The following is a 22,800-nucleotide window of genomic DNA, read 5'->3' as shown; positions in this document are numbered from 1 at the left end:
ATTGTCAAATATTTTTAGTTAAGGTGGTGAGGAAATTGGATATATTTGGTGAATATGGACGTATAGGACAAAGGCGATATGGTGGTGTATTTTTTGAGGAATTTTTAACAGAGTTACAAGGGCAAAAAGGCATTGAAGTGTATAAAGAAATGTCTGAAAATGATGATATTATAGGAGCAATGCTTTTTGCAATAGAAATGCTTATGAGGCAAGTAACATGGGATATAGAACCAGCAGCAAATACAAAAGCAGATAAAAATGCAGCAGAATTTATAAAAAGCTGTATGAATGACATGGAACAGTCCTGGCAAGATACCATTTCTGAAATCATGTTATTTTTAATTTATGGCTAGAGTTATCACGAAATTTGTTATAAAAGGCGAATACAAAATCAAAGTAAATATACAGATGGATTGATAGGCTGGAAAAAATTAGCATTGCGTTCACAGGATACATTGTATCGTTGGGAATATGGAGAAAATGACGATTTGTTAGGAATGTCGCAGATAGCACCACCAGACTATATCATTAGAACAATACCCATTGAAAAAGCATTACATTTTGTAACAAAGAGTAGAAAACAAAATCCAGAGGGGCGTTCTATACTAAGAAATTGCTATACAGATTATTATTATAAAAAGAGATTTAGACAGATAGAGGGCATAGGAGTAGAGAGGGATTTAGCAGGATTGCCATTGTTGCAACCACCAGAAGGAGCAGATATATGGAATGACGACCCAGAGAATATGAAAGCATTAGCCTATGCAGAAAAGCTAGTAAAAAATATTAGAAGGGACGAAAAAGAAGGTATTGTGTTGCCGTATGGCTGGACGTTTAGCCTAGTAAACGGCGGAAGCAAAAGACAATTCGAAATAGGCAATATTATAGAAAGAATAGACAACAGAATGGCTATGACTTGTATGGCTGATTTTGTGCTTTTGGGACATCAACAAACAGGAAGTTTTGCACTTTCCAGCGATAAAACAAGGCTTTTCGCAGTAGCGATAGGTACTTATTTAGACATCATATGCCAAACAATAAATACACAGGCAATACCAAAGCTGATAAAAGTCAATCAAAGCCATTTTAAAAATATAAGAGATATGCCAAAGCTGATACATGGTGATATTGAAAAACAGGATTTGACATAGTTTGCAGATTATATTGTAAAAATGGCAAATGTGGGACTTTTAACATTAGTGTAATGGGGTAGAAAGAATGGCAAAAAAAAGAGTGTGGAAAAAATATTAAAAAAGCGGGAAATACAGGAATAGCAAGGGATTGCAAGAAAAAACAAAAAAGAATTGTCATTCTTTACGGACTAGAAAAAGTGGCAAAAAAGGCATAAATGAGAAAAGTAAAAAAATAAGAAGAATTTTTTAACTTTTTTTTAAATTCTTTAAAAGCCAGTAAAATCAAGGAGTTGAGAGAAAGGAAAGGCAAAAAAATGGTTCAGAAAGAATGGCAAGGTACAAAAATGAAAAAGAGTGAAAAATAGTTCAGTGTATTATCAAAATGAAAAAAACGAGGAGGTTTAGTTTTATCTCCTCGTTCTACAGATGCAATTAAAAAATTTAATTTACTTATATGTGTAATAGGCAGTTTGATAGTTTATTTAAAAAAGAAATTCAGAAAAAAAGAATATAATACAGTTGTTGATAGAGAACATATTGCTGCATCAGCAAATAGGAAAAATAAAAATTTAAAAAATGGTAGCAAAGATAATGACTATATAAAGATAAGAGCAAAAGAAAAAAGGGAAAACGTTAATCAATCCCTTATTCATCAGAATATTCTAAATATTTTTTAATTTCCTTTTTTAGTTTATTCCATGCAGTTTTAGGTAATGTTTTTTGTTCTGGAAGTCGAACTTTTTCCATTTCAGTTAAAAAGATTTGTTCGTATTGTTCTAAAGTTTGAGGATATTCTTCAACAGCGACTTCTATCCAACCTAATAAAGCAGGAGCAATAAAGGCATATTGTTTAAATGCTGGGCAACTAGAAGAATTATGAACATTATTAGGACCAGAAAAATCTAAATAATAAAGTTCAAAGCATTTTACAAGCATTCCATAGGGAGAAAATTTATGCAGGGCATAGCCTGTTTCTAACAGATAATATTTTGCATTACGATATAGACCAAAATCTCTACGTTTGAGATGAAATTCTGCTTCTGCTGTATATGCATCCCAATCAAAAAAGAGGCGTTCTTGTTGTAATGGTTTCCATTCATCTTCAGATAATAACATATATTCTTCAGAATGAAAATTTTGTTTTACATAAAACCGTTTTTTGCAATGAGGACAAATACGACTGCGAGTAGAAAGTTTTTCTATAACATTTTGACAATAGGGGCATTGTTTTGACTGAAAGCGAGCAGAAAAACGAGTGTACTCTTTTTCTAATATACCCTATTCTTCATGGTTGGCATAATACATTTCTTCAAAAGGAGAAGGTGTTTGATTTGCACTATCTGGAAAAACAGTAAACATTTTTACTTCTAAACCATTATTTTGAGTAGTTAAATTTTTAGAAGAATGATTATGTGGTTTTATAATACCAAATGTTATTTTTTGTATAAATTGTTGTTTTGCTTCTTTATATCTTTGTAATTTTTCTAATCTCTCTTTATATTTTTGCTCAATTAATGATTGTCTTTGTCTAGCTAGTTCTTTTTGTGTTTCGTTCCATTCATTAATTTTGTGAAAAAGTGTTTCTATACTTTTAAAAAAACTCATAAAAAAGCTCCCTTCTATTTACTTTCATTTGTTCTATATCTATTTCTTTAAATGACATATTTTCCCTCATGTTGAACGCCTCCTTATATAACATATCACTTACGCAATATGCAAGTCACAATTAAAAAAAATACTCCCTGCTTCATCTGGTGTGATTTCTAAAACATCAATTAATCTTTCGATGATTTTTGTAGATGGTTTTATCTTTCCATTCAATATCTTAGATAAAGTATCACACCCCACACCACTTTTTTCTGAAAGGTCTTTAATTGTATTAATTCCTTTCATAGCCATTTTTGTTCTAAGTGCAATACAATCTGTTGTATACATATTATTCATTTATTTTGCCTCCTCAACTTTCTTACTTATTAAGTAAGTTAATATTACCATCATTTGAAATCTCTGTCAATACTTTTTGCGTAAGTTTTTTATTTTTTTAATTATATTTCTTGCATTTTACGTAATAATGTGTTATTCTTTAGTTACAGGAGGTTAAATAATGTCAATAATCAATGAACGAATAAAACAGCGACGTATAGAAAATGGATTAACATTGTTACAAGTTGCCAATACATTAGGTGTTAAAGAAGCTACTGCACAACGCTATGAAAGTGGTGAAATTAAAAATATTAAATATGAAACAATTGAAGCACTATCAAATATTTTAAATTGTCACCCTTGTTATTTAATGGGCTGGGAAGAAATGCCTAAATGCAAAAAAGAAGTAAGAGAGATTAAAGACTTTGTAAATGTTTCTCCTCTTGCACTAACAGTAGCAAGAAAGTTTGATAAGGCATCATTAAAAGAAAAGAATACTGTTCTTCTAACTTTAGATTTAGAGATGATAAAAGAAGAACCAGAAACAAAAGCTAGTGTTTCTTAAAAGGGAAGGAAATGTTACTTACTTGTTTCCTCAGTCCAAAAAATAGTAACAAGTAAGTAAATATACCCACCTATAATTATGTATCATATATTATATTGTGAAATAATGTCAATATATATGTGATATTGTCTAAAAGTAAATATAATTATGTATCATATATCATATTGTGAAATAATGTCAATATATATGTGATATTGTCTAAAAGTAAAAAAATGCCCTTGTATTGGCGTACAAGGACATTTCATATAAAGAGGTACTTCTGATATAAAGCACCAAAACCCAATTTAATTATATCAAAGTACCTCTTATTTTTCTATACCCAATTTTAGAAAATAGGAGGTTTTTTTATGGCTGCAATCAAAAAAAGAGGGAATAGCTATTCTATTCGTGTATCTTGTGGTTATGATATGCAAGGAAAGCAAATTATAAAAAGCATGACATGGAAACCCGAAAAGGGTATGACAGTAAAGCAAATAGAAAAAGAAGTACAAAGACAAGCAGTATTATTTGAGGACAAGTGTAAAAAAGGCTTATACTTAGATGGAAGTATTCGTTTTGCAGGCTTTGCCGAAAAATGGCTTACAGACTATGCTGAAAAACAGTTAAAAGCAGTTACAATATATCGCTTAAAATATATGTTGCAACAAATTAATCAGTCAATTGGGCATATTCCTCTTGAAAAGCTACAACCTATACATATAATACGCTTTTATGATAATTTAGCAGAAGAAGGTATTAAACATACCACTGCATATGTTGTTAAAATAGATTTAAAGGCACTGTTGAAAGAGAAAGGATATACCTATCAGCATTTAGCAAACCTTTCAGGAACCAGTATATGTACAATACAAAATATATGTAATTGTCATAATGTGTACCATAAAACAGCACAAAAAGTTGCAGATGCTTTAGAATATCCTATAGAAAATTTATTTACTAGACAGCTAAAACAAAGCAAGCTAAAATCTAGTACTATAAGAGCATATCATATTGCAATATCATCTGTACTTTCTACTGCTGTACATTGGCAAATAATTACTTCTAATCCTTGTCAACGTGTCAAACCACCTAAAATAGATACAAAAGAAAGTAAATATATTGATGAAAAACAGGCATTGTATATGCTTGAGTGTCTTTCTAATGAACTTTTGCAAAATCGAACACTAATTACATTACTTGTTTATACTGGTATGCGTAGAGGGGAAATATTGGGATTAAAATGGAGTGATATTGATTTCCATAATAACACTATTACTATACAAAGGGAATTGCTTTATACACCTGATAAAGGGCTTTTTGAGGATACTCCCAAAACTACCACTTCAAATCGTATTATCAAGGTTGCAGAAGCACCTTTAAAACTATTAAAGAAACATAAAGCAGAACAAACTATTCGTCGTTTACAGTGTGGAGATTTATGGCACAACAATAACTATGTATTTTCTACTTGGAATGGTAGACCTTTAAATATATCAAGCGTTAACCTTTGGTTTAAAAAGTTTCTAGAACGTTACGACCTACCTCTTATTACACTACATTCTCTAAGACATACAAATGCAAGTCTTTTAATTGCAAATGGCGTTAATATTACAACTGTATCAAAAAGACTAGGACACGCTAATACAGCCATTACAGCTAGTATTTGCAGATATGGTGTTAGCATTTTGTAACGGACATTCTAAAGGGACAAAATTTGTCATTGACCATTTTAAAAAATATAAAGTTACTATAAAAATTATAATATTAAAAAAGAAAGATACTTCTGTATGAATGTCTTTTTTTTTGACAAAATTTTTATAGTTAATATATTGACAAAAAAGCAAAAAAATGCTATTTTTGAATTGGTTCAAATTGAATGAATTCAAATTATTATAGGGAGGGTAATTTTATGAGAAATACAAAACCCAAACAAGAAAAACAAAAAGAAATTATGGACGCAGCACTACAACTATTTTTAGAAAAAGGATATGAAAAAACTTCTATAAAAGATATTACAGAAAAAATGAATATTGCAACAGGATTATTTCATTATTATTTTAGTTCAAAAGAAGATGTTTTGATAAAATGTGCTTATCTCAATAGCCAAATGATTACAGAAGAATTACAGCTTGAAACATTTTTTGAAGGAAAAGGCAATGCAGTTGAAAAAATCAATTTGCTTATGAGTCAAGTACTTCATAATGTAGCACAAAGAAATGATATTATAAAAGATAGTGCCAAAATAAACCAATCACTTTTATTAGATAGAATTACCTATATTACATTAGATATTATTATTACAAAATTAGTAGAATTTATAAAAGAAGGGAATAACGAAAAAATATTTGATTGTCCTTGTCCTCAGGAAACAGCAGAAATATTAGTATATGGTTTTGAAAGAATGTTTCGAAAGCAAAAAGAAAAAGATAGTTCTTTAAAAGATATAACATTAAGTGAATATTTTATGCAAAATAAATATAAATTGGCTGAGATGTTTAAAAAATTGCTTTGTATGAAATATGATTATCATTTTCAATTTGGAGAATGTGAAAAAACAGAAACAGAACTCTAGTTGTAATAGTATAGCAGAATAGTACATATGTTTTAAAAAAGTATGAAATTAGGAGGGAATTTATATGAAAAAAACAATTTCATTACTGCTATTAATGGCACTTTTGGCAGGGTGCAGCAATGCAAATGCAGAACAAAGCAGTAAAGCAGAATTGAGAACAGTAGCAATTGAAACAGTACAAGCAGATGGTTATGGTGATGTGTTGACAGTCAGTGGAAATATTGTTCCAACACAAACAGTAAAAGCATCTTTTAAAATTCCGGGTGTTTTGCAAAATGTTGCAGTATCAGAAGGGGAAAGTGTTGTTGCAGGGCAAACGCTTGCTGTATTAGATAAAGTAGACTATAACATACAAGTAAAAGGTGCACAAGCAACAAAATCTACAGCACAGGCACAGACAAGTGCAGCAATCGCACAAAGAGAAGCGGCAGCAGCACAAAAAGATGCAGCAACAGCACAAAAAGATGCAGCAGCTATTGACATTGAAACAGCACAATTACAACTAGATACAGAAATACCAACAAAAATAGAACAAGCAAAAGCACAATATGATTTGACAAAAACAAGTTATGATAGAGTAAAACAATTGTATGAACAAGGTATTGCGTCACAAAGTCAATTTGATGAAATTAGTGCAAAATTGAAAGTAGACCAAAATACATATCAGCAAGCATTAGATGCAAAATCTATTGCTGAAAGTAAAATAAAATCAGCACAATCACAGCTGAATGCAGCAGAGGCACAAATTAGTATGACGACAGCACAAATTGATATGACAGTAGCACAAGTTTCTGCTTCTAATGCACAAATTGAAGCAAGTGATGCACTACTTGATGCTGCAAAAACAAAATTAAGTGATACTGTTTTGAAAAGTCCTATTGATGGCGTAGTATTACAAAAAATTTCAGAAACAGGAGAAACCATAGCAGAGGGGTATCCTGTTGTTGCTATAGGAGATATTAGTGATGTTTGGGCAGAAATTGGTATAACAGATGATATGATAAACAAAATACAAAAGGGACAACAAGCAGAGGTATATGTTTATGGATTAAATCAAACTGTTATAGGTGTTGTAGATGAAATTAATTCTTTAGCAGATACTACAACAAGAACATTTCCAGTAAAAATTAGAATAGATAATACAGAAGGAATATTAAAACCGGGTATGATTTGCCGTGCTGAAATTGCTATGAATAATGTGGAAGCTATATTTGTACCTATTGATAGTGTAATACATTTTGCAGAAGGTAGTGCAGTATTTTTGTTAAATGAAGACAATACTGTTACAAAAACAATTGTAACAACAGGAGAAATTACAGGAGATAGAATACAGATATATTCTGGACTGCAAAGCGGAGATAATATTGTAACAAAAGGACAGTTTACGCTGCACGATGGCGATACAGTACAGATAGAGGAGATGGAAAAGTAATGGTAAAATGGAGTGTAGAGCATAAAAGTATTGTTATACTTTTGACAGTTGTAACATTGATTGCAGGATTTCTGTTGTATGGAAATATGGAAAGACAAGAAAATCCTACTGTAGCAAGCCCTATTGCTACCATTAGCTGTATTTATGGTGGAGCAAGTCCTGAAGACATTGAAAAATTGATTGTAAAGCCTATTGAAAACAAAATAGGAGATATAGCAGAAATTAAAAAAATGGAAAGTTTTTGCATGGATAGTATTGGTGTTATTAAAGTTACATTAAAAGATTTAAGTGATAGTGATATTGCAAAAGTATGGGACGACATGAAAGATGACATTGATAGCGTAGAGGCAAGTCTGCCAAGTGATGCACAAAAACCAGTAGTAGAAACGGATTTTACGAGTAGTTATGGTATATTATTAGGTTTAACATCAAAAGACTATACTTATCAAAATTTGAAAGATGTTGCAAATGATTTAAAAGATATTTTAAAAGAGGATGATGGTGTAAAAGCGGTTGATATATTTGGAGAAGTAGGGCAACAAATAGAAATTAGTTTAGATATGATAAAATTACAACAGTATGGTATTACACCAACAAATATTATTACTTTTTTAAAAGCGAGAAATATTAACATACCTGGAGGAAATTTAGAAATTTCTGGTACAAAAATACCAATACAGATTTCAGGAGAATATGAAACAATAGATGAAATTAAAAATACTATTGTAGCTGTTTCAAAAGAAAATGGTGTACCTGTATATTTAAAAAATGTAGCTGATGTGGTACAAAAAGAACAAAAGCCAGAAGCACTAGCAGAAGTCAATAATCAAAAGGCATTGATAATTGGTGTAAAATATGCAGATGCTCAAAATATGCTTACAATACAAAAAAGATTGTATCAAAAAATAGAACAATTTGAAAAAAATCAACTCTATACGAATATGGAAATTATAAAATTGACAGACCAAGCAGATTTTGTAAAATCTTCTATAGCACTGTTTCAAAATAATTTAATTTCTGCTGTAATATTAGTAGCGGTAGTAGTACTTATTACAATGGGCATAAGGAGTGCTATTGTGGTATCTCTGCCTATACCAGTTGTTATAGCGATTGTGTTTATTTATATGGTGTTAACAGATATACCATTGCACCAAGTTTCTATTGCTTCATTAATTATATCGTTAAGTTTGCTTGTAGCAAATGGCATTGTAGCAAATGATAATATTAATGTATATTTAGAAAAAGGACATAGTAAAAAAGAAGCGTGTATAAAAGGAATTAAAGAAGTAAATATTGCTATACTAACATCAACATTAACAACAGTCGCTTCCTTTTTACCTCTTGCTATGATGCAAGGTAGTGCAGGGAAATTTGTAAAATCTTTGCCGATATTGGTTTCTGTTGCATTAGCAGGCTCTTATATTACATCATTAACATTAGTACCTGCAACAGGATATTGGCTTTTACAGCCAAAAAGTAAGCAAAAAAAATGGGCAATAAAACAAAAACTAAAAGAAATATTTCATATGGAAAAAATAGGAGAGAGTATATTATTATTTTATGAAAATATGCTTAAAATAGCATTAAAAGCTCCTAAATTGTTGATATGTGTTTTTATTTTTATATTTGTATTGAGTGGTTTGCTAGTTCCTTCTATGGGTATACAAATTTTTCCACCAGCAGAACGTGACCAATATGCACTGAATGTTATGGTGCAAGATGGCAGCAACATAGAACATACAAAACAAGTTATGAAACAAATAGGAAATTACTTAGAAGCAGATAGCTCTATACAAAATTATTCTTTTATGGTTGGTGATGGCTATCCTAAATATTATGTAACATTTACACCCAATGAATTGGACACAGCAAAAGCACAATTTTTAATAAATGGCAAACTTTCAGACATCAATAGAATAGAAAAAGAATTAAATGAAAATATACCAGGTGTAGTAGTGAATGCGAAAGAACTGGAAATTGGTATTCCTGTAAATTATCCTATTGAAATTAGAATATCTGGTGCAGATATAGAAGTGCTGCGAAAAATTGGCGATGATGTCAAAAATAAAATATATGAAATAGAAGGCGGAAAAAATGCAGAGGACAATTATGGTTATTCTTCTAATAAATTAAAAGTAAAAGTAAATGAAGAAAAATCAAATATTGTAGGTATTTCTAATTATGATGTTGCTTCTACGGTAAGAATGGCAGTCAATGGCTTAGAAGTATCAGAATTAAAACAAAAAGATATAGATGAAGACCCTTACCCTATTAATATTAAAATACCAGATAATGATAAAACAAAAAGAGAAGTATTAAATGATATTTATATAACATCACAAATTACAGGAGAAAATATACCTTTAACACAAATTGCAGATATTGTTACAGAGTCCTCTATGAACAAAATTGTTAGGCGAGATGAAAAAAGAACATTGACAGTAGGTCTTTTTGTAGAAGATGGATATAACACACAAACAGTTATGAAAAACTGTCAGCAAGCACTGCAAGGCTATGAATTGCCAGAAGGCTATAGTATAGTATTTGGTGGAGAAAGTGAAGAAAATAGAGATACTTTTTCCTCTCTTGTGATACCGACATTGATTGCTATAGTAGGCATTTATTTGATACTTGTATTGGAATTTGGTGATATTAGACAACCCCTTATTATTATGGGAACAATACCACTGTCGTTTATAGGTATTTTGTGGGGACTAAAATTGTTAAATTATCCTATTGGTTTTATGGCACTTTTGGGAGCAATTAGTTTAATGGGCGTTGTAGTAAATAATGGTATTGTTTTATTAGATTATATTAATACATTAATAAAAGAATATGAAAATCCTATAGAAGCCATTACGCAGGCTTGTAAAACAAGATTAAGACCAATTATGATTGGTATGATTACAACAGTAATTTCATTGATACCTTTAGCATTAACAGGAGGATTACTTTGGGCTCCTTTGGCAACTTCTATTGTATATGGTATGTTGCTTTCTTCTATATTAACAATGTTTGTAATACCAAGTGCATATTATATTTCTGTAGTAAAAAAGAAATAAATTTATTTTATGATATAAGGAGGTATAAATAGAAATGTTTTGTACAGCAGATTTAAAATGGACAAGAAAACCAAAACAATATACTATAGAACAAAATAAAATTAAAATTGTTACAGAACCAAATACAGACCTCTGGCAAAAAACTTATTATGGTTTTCAAAACGATAATGCACCTGTTTTACAGATGACAACAAAACAAGAATATTTTTCATTTGTTGTAAAAACAGAATTTGAAAGTAAAAAAAGATTTGACCAATGTGGTATTGTAATGTACTTAGATAGCGAGAATTGGTTGAAGGCATCTGTAGAATATGAAAATGAAAAGTATCAAAGATTAGGGAGTGTTGTAACAAACAAAGGATATTCTGATTGGGCAAGTACAGATATAGATGCTACTATAAAAACAATGTGGTATCGTTTTAGCAGACGAAAATCTGATTATTGTATAGAATGTTCGCAAGATGGTATTCATTTTAAACAAATGCGTATTTGTCATATGTGCAAAGGAAATGCTGAAATTCAATTTGGTATATATGCTTGTTCTCCAGAACAATCCTCTTTTGAAGCAGTATTTTCAGATATGAAAATAACAGATTGTAAATGGTTAGAACATAAATAAAAAGTATTAAAAAGTGTCTATATTTAAGACACTTTTTTAATTAGATAGTAAACTGGAATACTATAAAACAGTATTGTCAATAAATGATAAAAATGCTATAATATTGCAAGAAAATTTTAGGGTTTAAAATGTTCCTCTCTACGATATCATTATTTGGGTATAAAACAATAGAAAGGTGGAATACAATGAAAAAAAGAATAGTAATAGTGATGTTTTTGCTGGTAATTTTATGTATAACAGCAGCATCAGGCTGTGATAAAAAGGAGAATGAACAAAGTATTTCTTCAAATGATATTGAAACAGTCGAGCTATTGCTTTGGGGAGCAAAAGAAGATGAGGTTCTTTTGAATAAAATCATACAAACATTCCAACAAGAATATCAAGGACAGGCAAATTTTCAAATTACATTTCAAGAACAAGGAGAAACAGAATGTAAAGATACAATTTTAGGCGGTTTAGAAGAAAGTGCGGATGTATTTACATTTGCAGATGACCAGCTGAGTGCATTAGCAGCAGCAGGTGCATTAAATCCTATAGAAAATGCTGATAGTATAAAACAAATGAATTTATCAACAGCAGTAGAAGCAGCTACTGTAAGAGATACATTATATGCTTATCCTTTGACAGCAGATAATGGATATTTTTTATATTACAATAAGCGATATTTCAGCGATGAAGATATTCAAGCATTAGATACTATTTTAGATATTGCAGCAAATAATGGCAATTTCTTTTGTATGGATTGGTCTTCTGCATGGTATATTTATTCTTTTTTTGGCAATACAAATATGAAAATTGGACTAAATGAAGATGGTATTACAAATTATTGTACATGGAATGATAAAGAGGGCGATATTTGTGGTGTAGATGTGGCTAAAGCTATGTTAAATATTGCAATGAAACCAGCTTTTTTAAATAGAACAGATGAAGAATTTTTAGAAGGAGTAAGAAATGGAACAGTGATTGCTGGCGTTAGTGGTGTATGGAATGCTGTAGCAATAAAAGAAGTATGGGGAGAGGATATGGGTGCAGCGAAATTACCAACATATACTTGTAATGACCGTCAAATACAAATGGCGTCGTTTTCAGGTTGTAAGCTAATAGGTGTAAATGCTTATTCTAAGCATTATGATTGGGCTTGTAAATTAGCAGAATGGATTACAAATGAACAAAATCAAAAACTTCGTTTTGAATTACGTGAGCAAGGACCATCTAATATACAGGCAGCTTCTTCTATGGAAGTACAACAATCTCCAGCTATTGCAGCGTTATTAGAACAGTCGGAATTTTCTCAACTACAAAGAGTAGGAGGAAAATTTTGGGACCCTGTAGCAGCTTTTGGTGAAAATATAGCTTCTGGAAATGCCACAGGAGAAGACTTACAAGAGCAATTAGATAAAATGGTAAAAAATATTACTGAAAGATAAATGTTATTATAATATTGAATATAACTGTAGGAGGTTAGTAATGGATAGAAAGCTTAGTATACAACAAAAGCTGATGTTACCGATTATTCTATTAGGCTTTGTAGCGTTGTTTTCTAATGCTCTGGCTATATTTAGTATACATAATGTAAATGCCAATGCGTCAAATATTGTAGATAATTACATGGAAGGAAAAACAAAGTTAGTAGAAATTCGTCGTTCAACAATGAATATTCATAAAATGGCTCTTTCGCATATTGTTGCTACAGATTATAGTACAATGATTGATGTTGTAACAAAAATTAAAGAAGAAGAAAAAAATATTGAAAATACTTTAGAAGAATATAGCAACTATGTAGAAGAGGAAGAAACTGAAATATATCAAGAATTACTAGAAAATTATGACTCTTTTAAACATACATTAGTTTTTTTAGTATGTGCTAGTGCAGACAGTAAAACAGAAGCAGCTTATGAACTTGCTAATGGAGATGTTGCTTTTTATGGCAGTGCTATAGAGCAAAATATAAAAGAATTATATCAGTCTGTTACAACACAGACAGAAGTCGCAAGAAAAAAACTTTTAATAGTTTATATCATATCTATAGTAATAAGTGTGTTGTCTATGATTGTATGTGTACTGTTGGCAATTGCTGCTATTAAAATGATTATGAAGTATGTAGTAAAGCCTATAAAAAGCGTTATGGTTACTATGCAAGGAAGTTCTGAACGTGTAGATAATATGGTTGAAGAAGTAAGAAAAAGAACGTGGATTTCTAGCAAAAGTGCAAAAAAACTATCTGTAATTTCAGAAAAGTTGTCTTATACAATACATCAAATAGCAAATAATTCTACTTCTATTAATAGCAGTATTACAGATATAAAAGATGATATCTATACTATGGCAGAAGAATGTGCTGTAATTACAGAATATTCTGTAGCAATGAGAGATAGAGCTAATACTATGGAACAATCTGCTCATATGAATATGGAAACTATCAATACAAAAGTAGAAGATATGTTAGTAATATTAAATGAAGCTATTGAAAATAGTCGTAGTGTTGACCAAGTAAATGTTTTGGCAAAAGATATTCTAGAAATTGCTGCAAATACAGACCTTATTGCTGTTAATGCTTCTATTGAAGCTGCAAGAGCTGGTGCTGCTGGAGCAGGTTTTGCAGTTGTAGCTCATGAAATTCGTGCTTTAGCGGACTCTTGCGGAGAAACAGCAACACATATTCAGGAGATTAATAATAATGTCACTAGTGCAGTATATAACCTTTCAGAGAGCGTACAATATTTAGTAGATTACTTAAATCAATCTATTTTAACAGAGTTTAGAAGATTTGTTTCTTCTGGTCAACAATATAGAGAAGATGCAGCATATATTGAGGCTGCTATGGCAGAATTTAATCATAGAGCAGACCGTTTAAGAAGTTCTATGGACGAAATTGCTTGTTCTATTGAAAATATTACAAAAGCTTTAGATGAAGGTGCTGCTGGTATTACAGGTGTAGCAGATAGTACCAAAAGTATGGTAGGAAATATGACAGACATCGCTAATCGTATGGATACAAGCAAAGAAATTGCAGAGGAATTGAAAAAACAAACAGAAATGTTTGCAAATTTGTAGTAAAGATATACTAATATAATAAAGTATTTGGAGGAATAATATGATAAATGTACTTTTTGTATGTCATGGAAACATTTGCCGTTCGCCTATGGCAGAATTTGTTTTAAAAGATATGGTAAATAAAAGAGGAATAAAACAAGAATTTTTTATTGCTTCTGCTGCAACAAGTACAGAAGAAATTGGAAACAGTGTACATAGAGGAACAAGAGAAAAATTAAAACAATATGGTATTAGTACAGAGGGAAAATATGCTGTACAATTAAAAAAACAAGATTATCAAAAATATGATTATATATTAGCAATGGATAAAGCAAATGTAAAAAATACACAAAGAATTGTTGGAGAAGATAGTCAAAATAAAGTACATTTATTGCTATCTTATGCAGAAAAAAATAGAGATATTGCAGACCCATGGTATACAGGAGATTTTGATAAAACTTATGACGATATTGTAGAAGGCTGCAATGCCTTTTTAAACAAAATAATATAAAACAAGTTATAAATAAATTTATTTTACAAATTATGTAATAATGTATTTAAAAAATTTGATAAGTTATTTTTTACTAAATTGTATAGAATTTTACTAATATCTGATAAAAATAATGAAAAAATGCTTACTTAAAATAAACATTTATTTTAGTAAGTGTTTTTTATTGAAAAAAATACTATTAAGCTGTAAAATAGTTTATATAACTTGTTAAAATTATATTATAGAATGAGGAGCAGAAAATATATGTTTCAGTCGTTAGTTTTATCTATTATTTGTATTATATGGGGATTTATATTGATTATACAGGCACGAATGGAAATGAAACAATCTCAAAATCCCAAACAAAAGCAAAAAGTGGAAGAAAAGGAGGATAAATTTTCAGGAAGAACATTGTATTTTAGTAATGTGCCTTTAAGAGAAATGGAAGAGTGTTGTTTGAGAAAACAAAATATTTTTGAAGAAATGAATGTAATTGAGAGAGTGGAATGTAAAACAGCAATTTATTGGATAATAAGATTTATTGATAAAATATTTTTAGAAGATGTTAAAGGATTTTTTACAGAAGAAGGAAAAAAGAAATTAAATACTGCATTAAATAATATTTTAAGTATGAGGCCATGTTTTAAAAAACAACAAGTGCAAGAAGACCTTACAACAGTTTGTAAACTTATAAAATATACATTAGAGAAGGAAGATGTAAGTGGTATATTTTATGGACATCATATATTAAGTGATTTAAACTTTTGGATATTAGACCAACCTTTTCCTATAGAAGAATTAAAAACATGGGAACCAAAACCACCAAAACAAAAAGAAACGAGAGTTTTTTATGGTATTACAAAAAGCTGGGAATATAACTATCCAAGAGATTTACAAAAGAAAATAAAAAATATTGTATTGCCAAAAGAGGAAGAAATATTTGACATTAGAGCACATTTTGCTCAAAAATATATGGAATTGGCACAAACATTTTACACTTTAGAAGATTGGCATATACAACAGATAATAGAATATTGTGGTACAATGGAACAAATTTTTAAAGAAATCATTAGTTTTCAGGCAGCAGATGTTGTGATGGAAGAATTAAATGAAATGGAACAAGCAATTTTTGATAAAAATGGAGCAGTTACAAAAGGTGTGTTAAAATATTATAATATGATAACAATGGAATTAGATAGAACAATGGGATTTTTGCCAGAATGTAAATTAAAACAAGATTTTGATATAATAAGACAAAAAGTACAGAATGTATATGACAATCACGCAAATATAGAATATCAATCTTATGAAGAAATATTTAAAGCCAAAAGAATGATAGAAGAAATCAATCGTTTTATTTTACCAAAAGAAATTGATTGGCATGACAATTATTTTTATTATGGAGTAACTACAACAATGAGAGATATACAACAAGACCCTATTATTGAAGTTGCAGGAATAGAAACAACTATGCCAGCAGAAAGAGATTTCTTTGATAGAATAATAGAAGGAGAATATAAAACAGAAATAACACAAAACAATACTAGAGAAAATAGAGCAAGAGAAAACAGACTTAGGGAAAATAGAATAAAAGAGAACAGAGTGAGAGAGAATAAACAAAAGGACAATAGAATAATAGAAGAAATGAAATTTGAAGAATTTGAAGAAATACAACAATAATAATAAAAGGGAGTAGCTATATAATAACTGCTCCCTTTTCCCTTAAAAATAAGAATACCCTATCACATCATAACATAAGTTATAAAAAGATACAATAAAAAATTTAAAAAATGTATACAATATTATAATAAATTTTAATCGTCCCAACCTAATGCTTCTAATGTTTCCTCTAAAATATCATCTTGTTTGTCCAAAATATCTTTTTGTTTTTCTAATTCTATTACTTGTGCTATATAATCTTCTCTTGATAGTGTATTGTTTATATAATTTTGTTCTGCTTGGTCAAGTGAAAGTTCTAATTGTTTTTCAGCAAGTTCTACTTCTTTTAATTTTTGTATCATTTGTTCCATGTTTGTAGTATCTATCCAATTTTGAGCAAGTGTAACAGGTATTTGATGCTCTAAAGCGTCAATTTGTGCTTCTAATGTATTTTCTTGTTGTTTCAATGTTGTTTTTTGACTTTGAAATGTATTAGCATCTATTGCATTAGTATGAAACTGTTGTTCTAATATTTCAATATCTGCTTCAATAGCTTTTTCTTCTGCAACCATTTTATAATAATTTTCTATTGTTTCTGTAGTAATAGTAGTGTTTGCTGTAGTAGCAGTAGCACTTGTTACAGTATCTATAGAAGCATTTACAGCAGTAGTATCATTTAATGTACTTGTAGTATCTACATTTATATTTGCATCAGAATTTACTATAGTAGTATTTGTTTGTGTAACAGAAGATGTATCAGTTGATGTTTCAGAAGATGGAGCATTATTGTTGCAAGCAGTTGTTGTTAGTATTAAAAGTAATAATGCTATATATTTTTTCATGTTATTTTTCCTCCTTTATTATTATTTATTATATCAGAAAACAATAAAAATAATATAATTTTTTTGAAAAAAAATAAACATTTTTATTGTTTTTTCCCCATTGTTTTGATATGATATACTTAGCAATAAAATAACACAAGGGAGGTATTAAAAATGAATTTTGGTAAAAAATTTATAGCAGTTTTAACAGCAGGAGCAATTTTAACAATGGGTACAACACAAATATTTGCAGCTGTGTTGACATCAGAACAAGCGAAAAGTATTGCTTTAGCATATGTACCAGAGGAAAGCATACATATCAATACAAAAGAAGAATATAATAAATTTGAAATAAAATTATACAATCAAAAAGACCAAACAGCATATGAAATTGATATTGATAAAACAACACAAAAACCTATATCATTTGAAAGTAAATCTCAATGTCATATAGGAGGCATACAAGTAGTATTATCTGAAGAACAAGCAAAAAATATTGTATTACAGGAGATACCACAAGCACAGTTCATATCAAGTTATTTAGAGTGGGACGATGGTATGCAAGAATATAAAATTAGTTTTTATACTCCAAATATACAAGGAAAATATCAAATTAATGCTCAAAATGGTATGATAGTGGAGAGAGAAATTAAATTTATTGAAAATCAAACTACTATAATACCACAAACACCACCAACAATAAATACTGTAACACAAAATACTGTAAAATCACCACAAACTATACTTACAGTAGAGCAGGCAAAACAAATTGCACAATCTAAAGCACCTAATGCAGTACTTTATGAAATTAAATTAGATAATGATGATGGTAGAATGATATATGAAGGTGAAATGAAACAAGGACATATTGAATATGAATTTGAAATTGATGCTACAACAGGCGTTATAATAGAGTGGGATATAGACATTGACGATTGATAAAATAAAAAAAGACATTGAAAAGTTTTTGCTTTCAATGTCTTTTTTGTTAAAATAGTCCAACTTTTGAAAGATATTTATCTATTTTCTTTAATTTATCTTCATTAGAATAACCTACTTTTTTGCTGATAAAAGAGCAAAGTAATTCACAAGCAAATACAACAGAAACATAAGAATTAAAAAAAGTGTTGCTGTCTACACTGATTGTTAAAAGTTGTGTAGCATATTGTGCCAAAGGAGAGCTTGCTTTATCTGTTAAAAGTAATATTTTTGCACCAGCATCATATGCCATTTGTGCAGCAAGTAAATCCATTTCAGAATAACGAGGAAAACTGATAGCAATTAAACAATCGTTTTCTGTAATATCAGATAAATGGTCTATTACATTAAGTGCTGGATAAGATGTTTCATGTACATTAGGTAACATATGTTTTAAAAGTAAAAGAAGCATATCACCAGTACCAGAGTTTGCACGAGAAGCTAATATGTATTTATGGTGACTGGATATAAGTGTATCACTTGCTTGTTCAAATGCTTGTATGTCATTTGCATTAATCAGTGTTTTAATATTTTTTAAAATATTAGAAAAATAAGACTCTACAATACTGTTTTGGTCTAATTTTCCTATACTTAATTTTAATCGTTCTGAAGGAACGGTAATATTTTCAGAAAGACTGTTTATTCTGTCTGTATATGTTTTTCGTATTGTTCTTTGAAAATCCATAAAACCAGAATAGCCTAATGTACGAGCAAAACGAATAACAGAGGAGTCGCTAACGTGAAGCCTTTTCGCCATATCTGTTGATGTAATAAAACACGCTTCTGCAAAATGGTCTAAAACAAATTCTGCAATAATTTTTTCTTTTTTTGTTAATCGTATTCCTTTCATTTGGTTTCTAATTTCTTCTGTCATATTTTAATCACCCCAAATTTAATGCATTACTCATCAGATGTTAGTAAATATATCAAAATACTTTTACATATTGAAGTAAAACGAATTGTATCGTTGCTATAATTGATATTTAACCACACTATGGAATTATTTTCAATAAAAAAAGTATACAAAAAACAAAAATTATTAAAATTTTTGAAAAAATTTATGTTTTTTTAATAAAATATTGTTAGCACTCTTTACAAGTGAGTGCTAATAGTGTATACTAAAAACGTAAAATAAATAAAAAGTAAAAGGAAGTATTTAATATGAAATGGAATAAATACTATTTTTGGTAGCAGTATAGCAAAATGGCAAAGAAGGGATAAAAATGATATTAGGAAATCCATATAAATTTGCTATTATCATACAAACAATAAAACAATGGAATAAAGAGGAAAGTGCTGATAATCCATTTTGTAATGGAGTACTACTTTTTTGTATTGATGGTGATATTTATACAGAAGAAATTTTGACAGCAACATTAAAAACAGAAGTATATATGTTACTAGAAAATTTACATACTATTTCTGTGAATAAAGAAATATATCATATGAAAAAAGAAAAAGCATTTAAAAAAATGTATCATTTGATATTTTCAGAAGAAGATACAGATATTAAGTATTATTTTAATATATCACCATATTGTTTTTTAGATAATCAATATTATATATTTGCAGTAAGTGATGGCACTAATATAAGAATTTTAGCAAGTAAATTAAAGTATATTAAAAAGCATTCCAATCATAAGCTAAAAAATATTAATGTTAGTGAAACAATTATTAGTATAAAAGAATTAAATGATATACTATATAAATTAGAAAAATTTGATTATTTTCATAATATCACATAAACTTTGTAGTATTTAAGGAGGGAAAATTATGAATTTACAAAAATATACACAAAAATCAATAGAGGCAATACAAAATACACAAGCAGTTGCAGCAGAATATCAAAATCCTCAAATTGAGCAGCAGCATTTGTTATATACATTATTAGCACAACAAGATGGATTAATACCACAGCTTTTAATCAATATAGGCGTAAATGTGAACGATATTGTAAATAGTGTGGAAGAAGAAATTGCAAAATTACCTCATGTTTCTGGAAGTAGAGAAGCAACAAAAGTTTATATTGCCTCTGATGTGGATAAAGTTTTTACAAAATCAGAAAAATTAGCAGATAGTATGAAAGATGAATATGTGTCAGTAGAGCATTTATTTTTATCATTACTTACAAGTCCTAATATTGTATTAAAAAAAATATTTGAACAATATCATATAGATAGAACGAATTTTACAAAAGCACTTGTAAAAGTAAGAGGAAACACAAGAGTAACAAGTGACACGCCAGAAGAAACATATGATGCACTAAAAAAATATGGCACAGATTTAGTAGAAAAAGCAAGAAATCAAAAATTAGACCCTGTAATAGGTAGAGATGATGAAATCAGAAATGTCATCAGAATATTATCCAGAAAAACAAAAAATAATCCTGTGTTAATAGGAGAACCTGGTGTTGGTAAAACTGCTATAGCAGAAGGATTAGCACAAAGAATTGTAAAAGAAGATGTTCCTAATAGTTTAAAAGAAAAAACAATATTTTCGCTTGACATGGGCTCTCTTATTGCAGGAGCAAAATTTAGAGGAGAATTTGAAGAAAGATTAAAAGCAGTATTAAATGAAGTAAAAAAGAGCGATGGTAAAATTATATTGTTTATAGACGAACTGCATACTATTGTAGGAGCAGGTAAAACAGATGGTGCTATGGACGCAGGCAATTTATTAAAACCTATGTTAGCAAGAGGGGAATTACATTGTATTGGAGCAACAACATTAAATGAATATAAACAATATATTGAAAAAGACCCTGCATTAGAAAGAAGATTTCAGCCTGTGCTTGTAAGTGAGCCAACAGTAGAAGATACCATTGCCATATTAAGAGGATTAAAAGAAAGATATGAAGTATATCATGGTGTAAAAATACAAGACCAAGCAATTATAGCAGCAGCAACACTTTCTAATAGATATATTTCAGATAGATTTTTGCCAGATAAGGCAATAGACTTAATAGACGAAGCCTGTGCTATGATAAGAACAGAAATTGACTCTATGCCTACAGAATTAGATGTTATACAAAGAAAAATTATACAATATGAAATTGAAGAAGCAGCACTTAAAAAAGAAAATGATAAAATATCAAAAGAACATTTAGAAGAAATACAAAAAGAATTAGCAGAAACAAGAGAACATTTTAATCAGTTAAAAGCAAAATGGGAAAATGAAAAAGCAGATATAAACAGTGTACAAAAATTAAGGGAACAAATAGAAAGTACAAACAGTGAAATTGAAGCAGCAGAAAGAAAATATGACTTGAATAAAGCAGCAGAATTAAAATATGGTAAATTACCTCAATTACAAAAAGAATTAGAACAAAAAGAAAAAGAAGTAGAACAAAATGGCATGAAAAATTCATTGCTTCGTGATAAAGTAATGGAAGAAGAAATTGCCAGAATTATAGAAAGATGGACAGGAATACCTGTATCAAAATTGATGGAAGGAGAAAAAGAAAAACTAATCCATCTGGAGAAAATACTTCATGAAAGAGTAATTGGACAAGAAGAAGCAGTTACAAAAGTTTCTGAAGCGATTATTAGAAGTAGAGCAGGTATACAAAATCCAAACAGACCAATAGGTTCCTTTTTGTTTTTAGGTCCAACAGGTGTTGGCAAAACAGAATTAGCAAAGTCATTGTCAGAATGTCTGTTTGATGATGAAAAAAATATTATACGTATTGACATGACGGAGTACATGGAAAAATTTTCTGTATCTCGTTTAATAGGAGCACCTCCAGGATATGTAGGATATGAAGAAGGCGGACAGCTTACAGAAGCAGTAAGAAGAAAACCATATGCTGTAATACTGTTTGATGAAGTAGAAAAAGCACACCCTGATGTATTTAATATATTACTTCAAGTGCTAGATGACGGACATATTACAGACTCTCAAGGTAGAACAGTTGATTTTAAAAATACTATTATCATATTAACGTCAAATTTAGGTTCTCATTATTTGTTAGATGGCATAGATGAGCAAGGAGAAATTAAAGAAGATGCTAAAATAAAAGTAGGAGAACTTTTAACAAAATCATTTAGACCAGAATTTTTAAATAGATTAGATGAAATTGTATTTTATAAACCATTAACAAAACAGAATATTACAAATATCATTGATTTGATATTAAAAGACCTTAATAATAGAATGGCTGAAAAACAACTACAATGTACTGTTACAGAAAATGCAAAACAACTCATTATTGAACAGTCATATGACCCTGTTTATGGTGCAAGACCACTCAAAAGATATATACAAAGACATATTGAAACACTCATTGCTAAAAAAATGATACAAGAGGATTTAGAACCAGATACTATATTGACGGTAGATGTAGATGATAGAAATAATTTATTTGTAAAGTAATGTTTACTGTAATGAATTGTAATTTTGTATTGATAGATGACAAAAAATGAGATATAATAAAAAAAAATAAGCATTTGTATAACTGGCGGAAGTGGGTAAACCACAGGGAGTACAAATGGAAAAGCCGACCGCCTGGGCATCACATAGAAATACCCAGACGGTT

The 22,800-nt window shown here is 29.5% G+C and carries 18 protein-coding genes, 1 pseudogene and 1 riboswitch; of the genes and pseudogenes, 14 read left to right on the top strand and 5 right to left on the bottom strand.

What is annotated here, in order from left to right:
- Window positions 1–23 precede the first annotated feature (23 nt).
- Window positions 24–1,151: pseudogene (locus C820_RS11515) on the top strand (phage portal protein family protein).
- 627 nt (window positions 1,152–1,778) lie between these two features.
- Here the strand turns inward: C820_RS11515 and C820_RS11510 are convergent.
- The 3 genes from C820_RS11510 to C820_RS11500 form a co-directional block, all read right to left on the bottom strand.
- Entirely contained in the window at window positions 1,779–2,249 is a 471-nt protein-coding gene (locus tag C820_RS11510; protein WP_004033694.1) for a hypothetical protein, read from the bottom strand.
- A gap of 162 nt (window positions 2,250–2,411) precedes the next feature.
- Window positions 2,412–2,738 carry a hypothetical protein gene (locus C820_RS11505; protein WP_004033696.1) on the bottom strand — a complete coding sequence of 109 codons (327 nt, stop codon included), beginning with the start codon at window positions 2,736–2,738 and terminating at the stop codon, window positions 2,412–2,414.
- Between the two features lie 99 nt (window positions 2,739–2,837).
- Window positions 2,838–3,077 (bottom strand): helix-turn-helix domain-containing protein, encoded by a 240-nt coding sequence (locus C820_RS11500; protein WP_004033698.1) that lies wholly within the window; start codon window positions 3,075–3,077, stop codon window positions 2,838–2,840.
- A gap of 160 nt (window positions 3,078–3,237) precedes the next feature.
- Between C820_RS11500 and C820_RS11495 the strand changes: the two genes are divergently transcribed.
- The 10 genes from C820_RS11495 (at window position 3,238) to C820_RS11450 (ending at window position 16,488) form a co-directional block, all read left to right on the top strand.
- Window positions 3,238–3,621, top strand: a complete 384-nt coding sequence (locus tag C820_RS11495) for a helix-turn-helix domain-containing protein (protein ID WP_004033700.1) — start codon at window positions 3,238–3,240, stop codon at window positions 3,619–3,621.
- 347 nt (window positions 3,622–3,968) lie between these two features.
- On the top strand, window positions 3,969–5,291 hold the full coding sequence (locus C820_RS11490; protein WP_004033702.1) for a site-specific integrase: 1,323 nt from the start codon (window positions 3,969–3,971) through the stop codon (window positions 5,289–5,291).
- Window positions 5,292–5,509: 218 nt separating this feature from the next.
- On the top strand, window positions 5,510–6,172 hold the full coding sequence (locus tag C820_RS11485) for a TetR/AcrR family transcriptional regulator (RefSeq protein WP_004033704.1): 663 nt from the start codon (window positions 5,510–5,512) through the stop codon (window positions 6,170–6,172).
- A 64-nt stretch (window positions 6,173–6,236) separates the two neighbouring features.
- Complete coding sequence (locus C820_RS11480; RefSeq protein WP_004033705.1) at window positions 6,237–7,604, top strand: efflux RND transporter periplasmic adaptor subunit; 1,368 nt, start codon at window positions 6,237–6,239, stop codon at window positions 7,602–7,604.
- Window positions 7,604–10,666: an efflux RND transporter permease subunit gene (locus tag C820_RS11475; RefSeq protein ID WP_004033707.1), complete on the top strand. Its 3,063-nt coding sequence runs from the start codon at window positions 7,604–7,606 to the stop codon at window positions 10,664–10,666. The genes C820_RS11480 and C820_RS11475 overlap by 1 nt, the downstream gene beginning before the upstream one ends.
- A gap of 34 nt (window positions 10,667–10,700) precedes the next feature.
- Window positions 10,701–11,285 carry a DUF1349 domain-containing protein gene (locus C820_RS11470; RefSeq protein WP_004033710.1) on the top strand — a complete coding sequence of 195 codons (585 nt, stop codon included), beginning with the start codon at window positions 10,701–10,703 and terminating at the stop codon, window positions 11,283–11,285.
- 185 nt (window positions 11,286–11,470) lie between these two features.
- Entirely contained in the window at window positions 11,471–12,712 is a 1,242-nt protein-coding gene (locus C820_RS11465) for an extracellular solute-binding protein (protein ID WP_004033712.1), read from the top strand.
- A gap of 40 nt (window positions 12,713–12,752) precedes the next feature.
- Window positions 12,753–14,339 carry a methyl-accepting chemotaxis protein gene (locus C820_RS11460; RefSeq protein WP_004033714.1) on the top strand — a complete coding sequence of 529 codons (1,587 nt, stop codon included), beginning with the start codon at window positions 12,753–12,755 and terminating at the stop codon, window positions 14,337–14,339.
- Between the two features lie 40 nt (window positions 14,340–14,379).
- Window positions 14,380–14,829 carry a low molecular weight protein-tyrosine-phosphatase gene (locus C820_RS11455; RefSeq protein ID WP_004033715.1) on the top strand — a complete coding sequence of 150 codons (450 nt, stop codon included), beginning with the start codon at window positions 14,380–14,382 and terminating at the stop codon, window positions 14,827–14,829.
- Between the two features lie 243 nt (window positions 14,830–15,072).
- Window positions 15,073–16,488 carry a hypothetical protein gene (locus C820_RS11450; protein WP_004033718.1) on the top strand — a complete coding sequence of 472 codons (1,416 nt, stop codon included), beginning with the start codon at window positions 15,073–15,075 and terminating at the stop codon, window positions 16,486–16,488.
- Between the two features lie 134 nt (window positions 16,489–16,622).
- Here the strand turns inward: C820_RS11450 and C820_RS11445 are convergent, their stop codons facing one another.
- Window positions 16,623–17,309, bottom strand: a complete 687-nt coding sequence (locus C820_RS11445) for a hypothetical protein (RefSeq protein WP_004033719.1) — start codon at window positions 17,307–17,309, stop codon at window positions 16,623–16,625.
- 153 nt (window positions 17,310–17,462) lie between these two features.
- On the opposite strand from C820_RS11445, the gene C820_RS11440 reads away from it, so the two are divergent.
- Window positions 17,463–18,227: a PepSY domain-containing protein gene (locus C820_RS11440; RefSeq protein WP_004033720.1), complete on the top strand. Its 765-nt coding sequence runs from the start codon at window positions 17,463–17,465 to the stop codon at window positions 18,225–18,227.
- Between the two features lie 49 nt (window positions 18,228–18,276).
- Here C820_RS11440 and C820_RS11435 read toward each other — a convergent pair whose 3' ends face one another.
- Window positions 18,277–19,140: a MurR/RpiR family transcriptional regulator gene (locus tag C820_RS11435; RefSeq protein ID WP_004033721.1), complete on the bottom strand. Its 864-nt coding sequence runs from the start codon at window positions 19,138–19,140 to the stop codon at window positions 18,277–18,279.
- A gap of 349 nt (window positions 19,141–19,489) precedes the next feature.
- Between C820_RS11435 and C820_RS11430 the strand changes: the two genes are divergently transcribed.
- Window positions 19,490–20,011 carry an immunity 42 family protein gene (locus tag C820_RS11430; protein ID WP_004033722.1) on the top strand — a complete coding sequence of 174 codons (522 nt, stop codon included), beginning with the start codon at window positions 19,490–19,492 and terminating at the stop codon, window positions 20,009–20,011.
- A gap of 28 nt (window positions 20,012–20,039) precedes the next feature.
- A complete protein-coding gene (gene clpB / locus C820_RS11425) occupies window positions 20,040–22,637 on the top strand; it encodes an ATP-dependent chaperone ClpB (RefSeq protein ID WP_004033724.1) in 2,598 nt (865 codons plus the stop codon).
- A 68-nt stretch (window positions 22,638–22,705) separates the two neighbouring features.
- A riboswitch (ZMP/ZTP riboswitch) is annotated at window positions 22,706–22,782 on the top strand.
- Window positions 22,783–22,800 lie beyond the last annotated feature (18 nt).

This window comes from Clostridium sp. MD294, from assembly GCF_000364165.2.
Classification (GTDB): Bacteria; Bacillota; Clostridia; order Lachnospirales; family Anaerotignaceae; genus Coprocola.
Note: the sequence above shows the minus strand (reverse complement) of the source record. Positions and strands in the feature narration are given on the sequence as shown.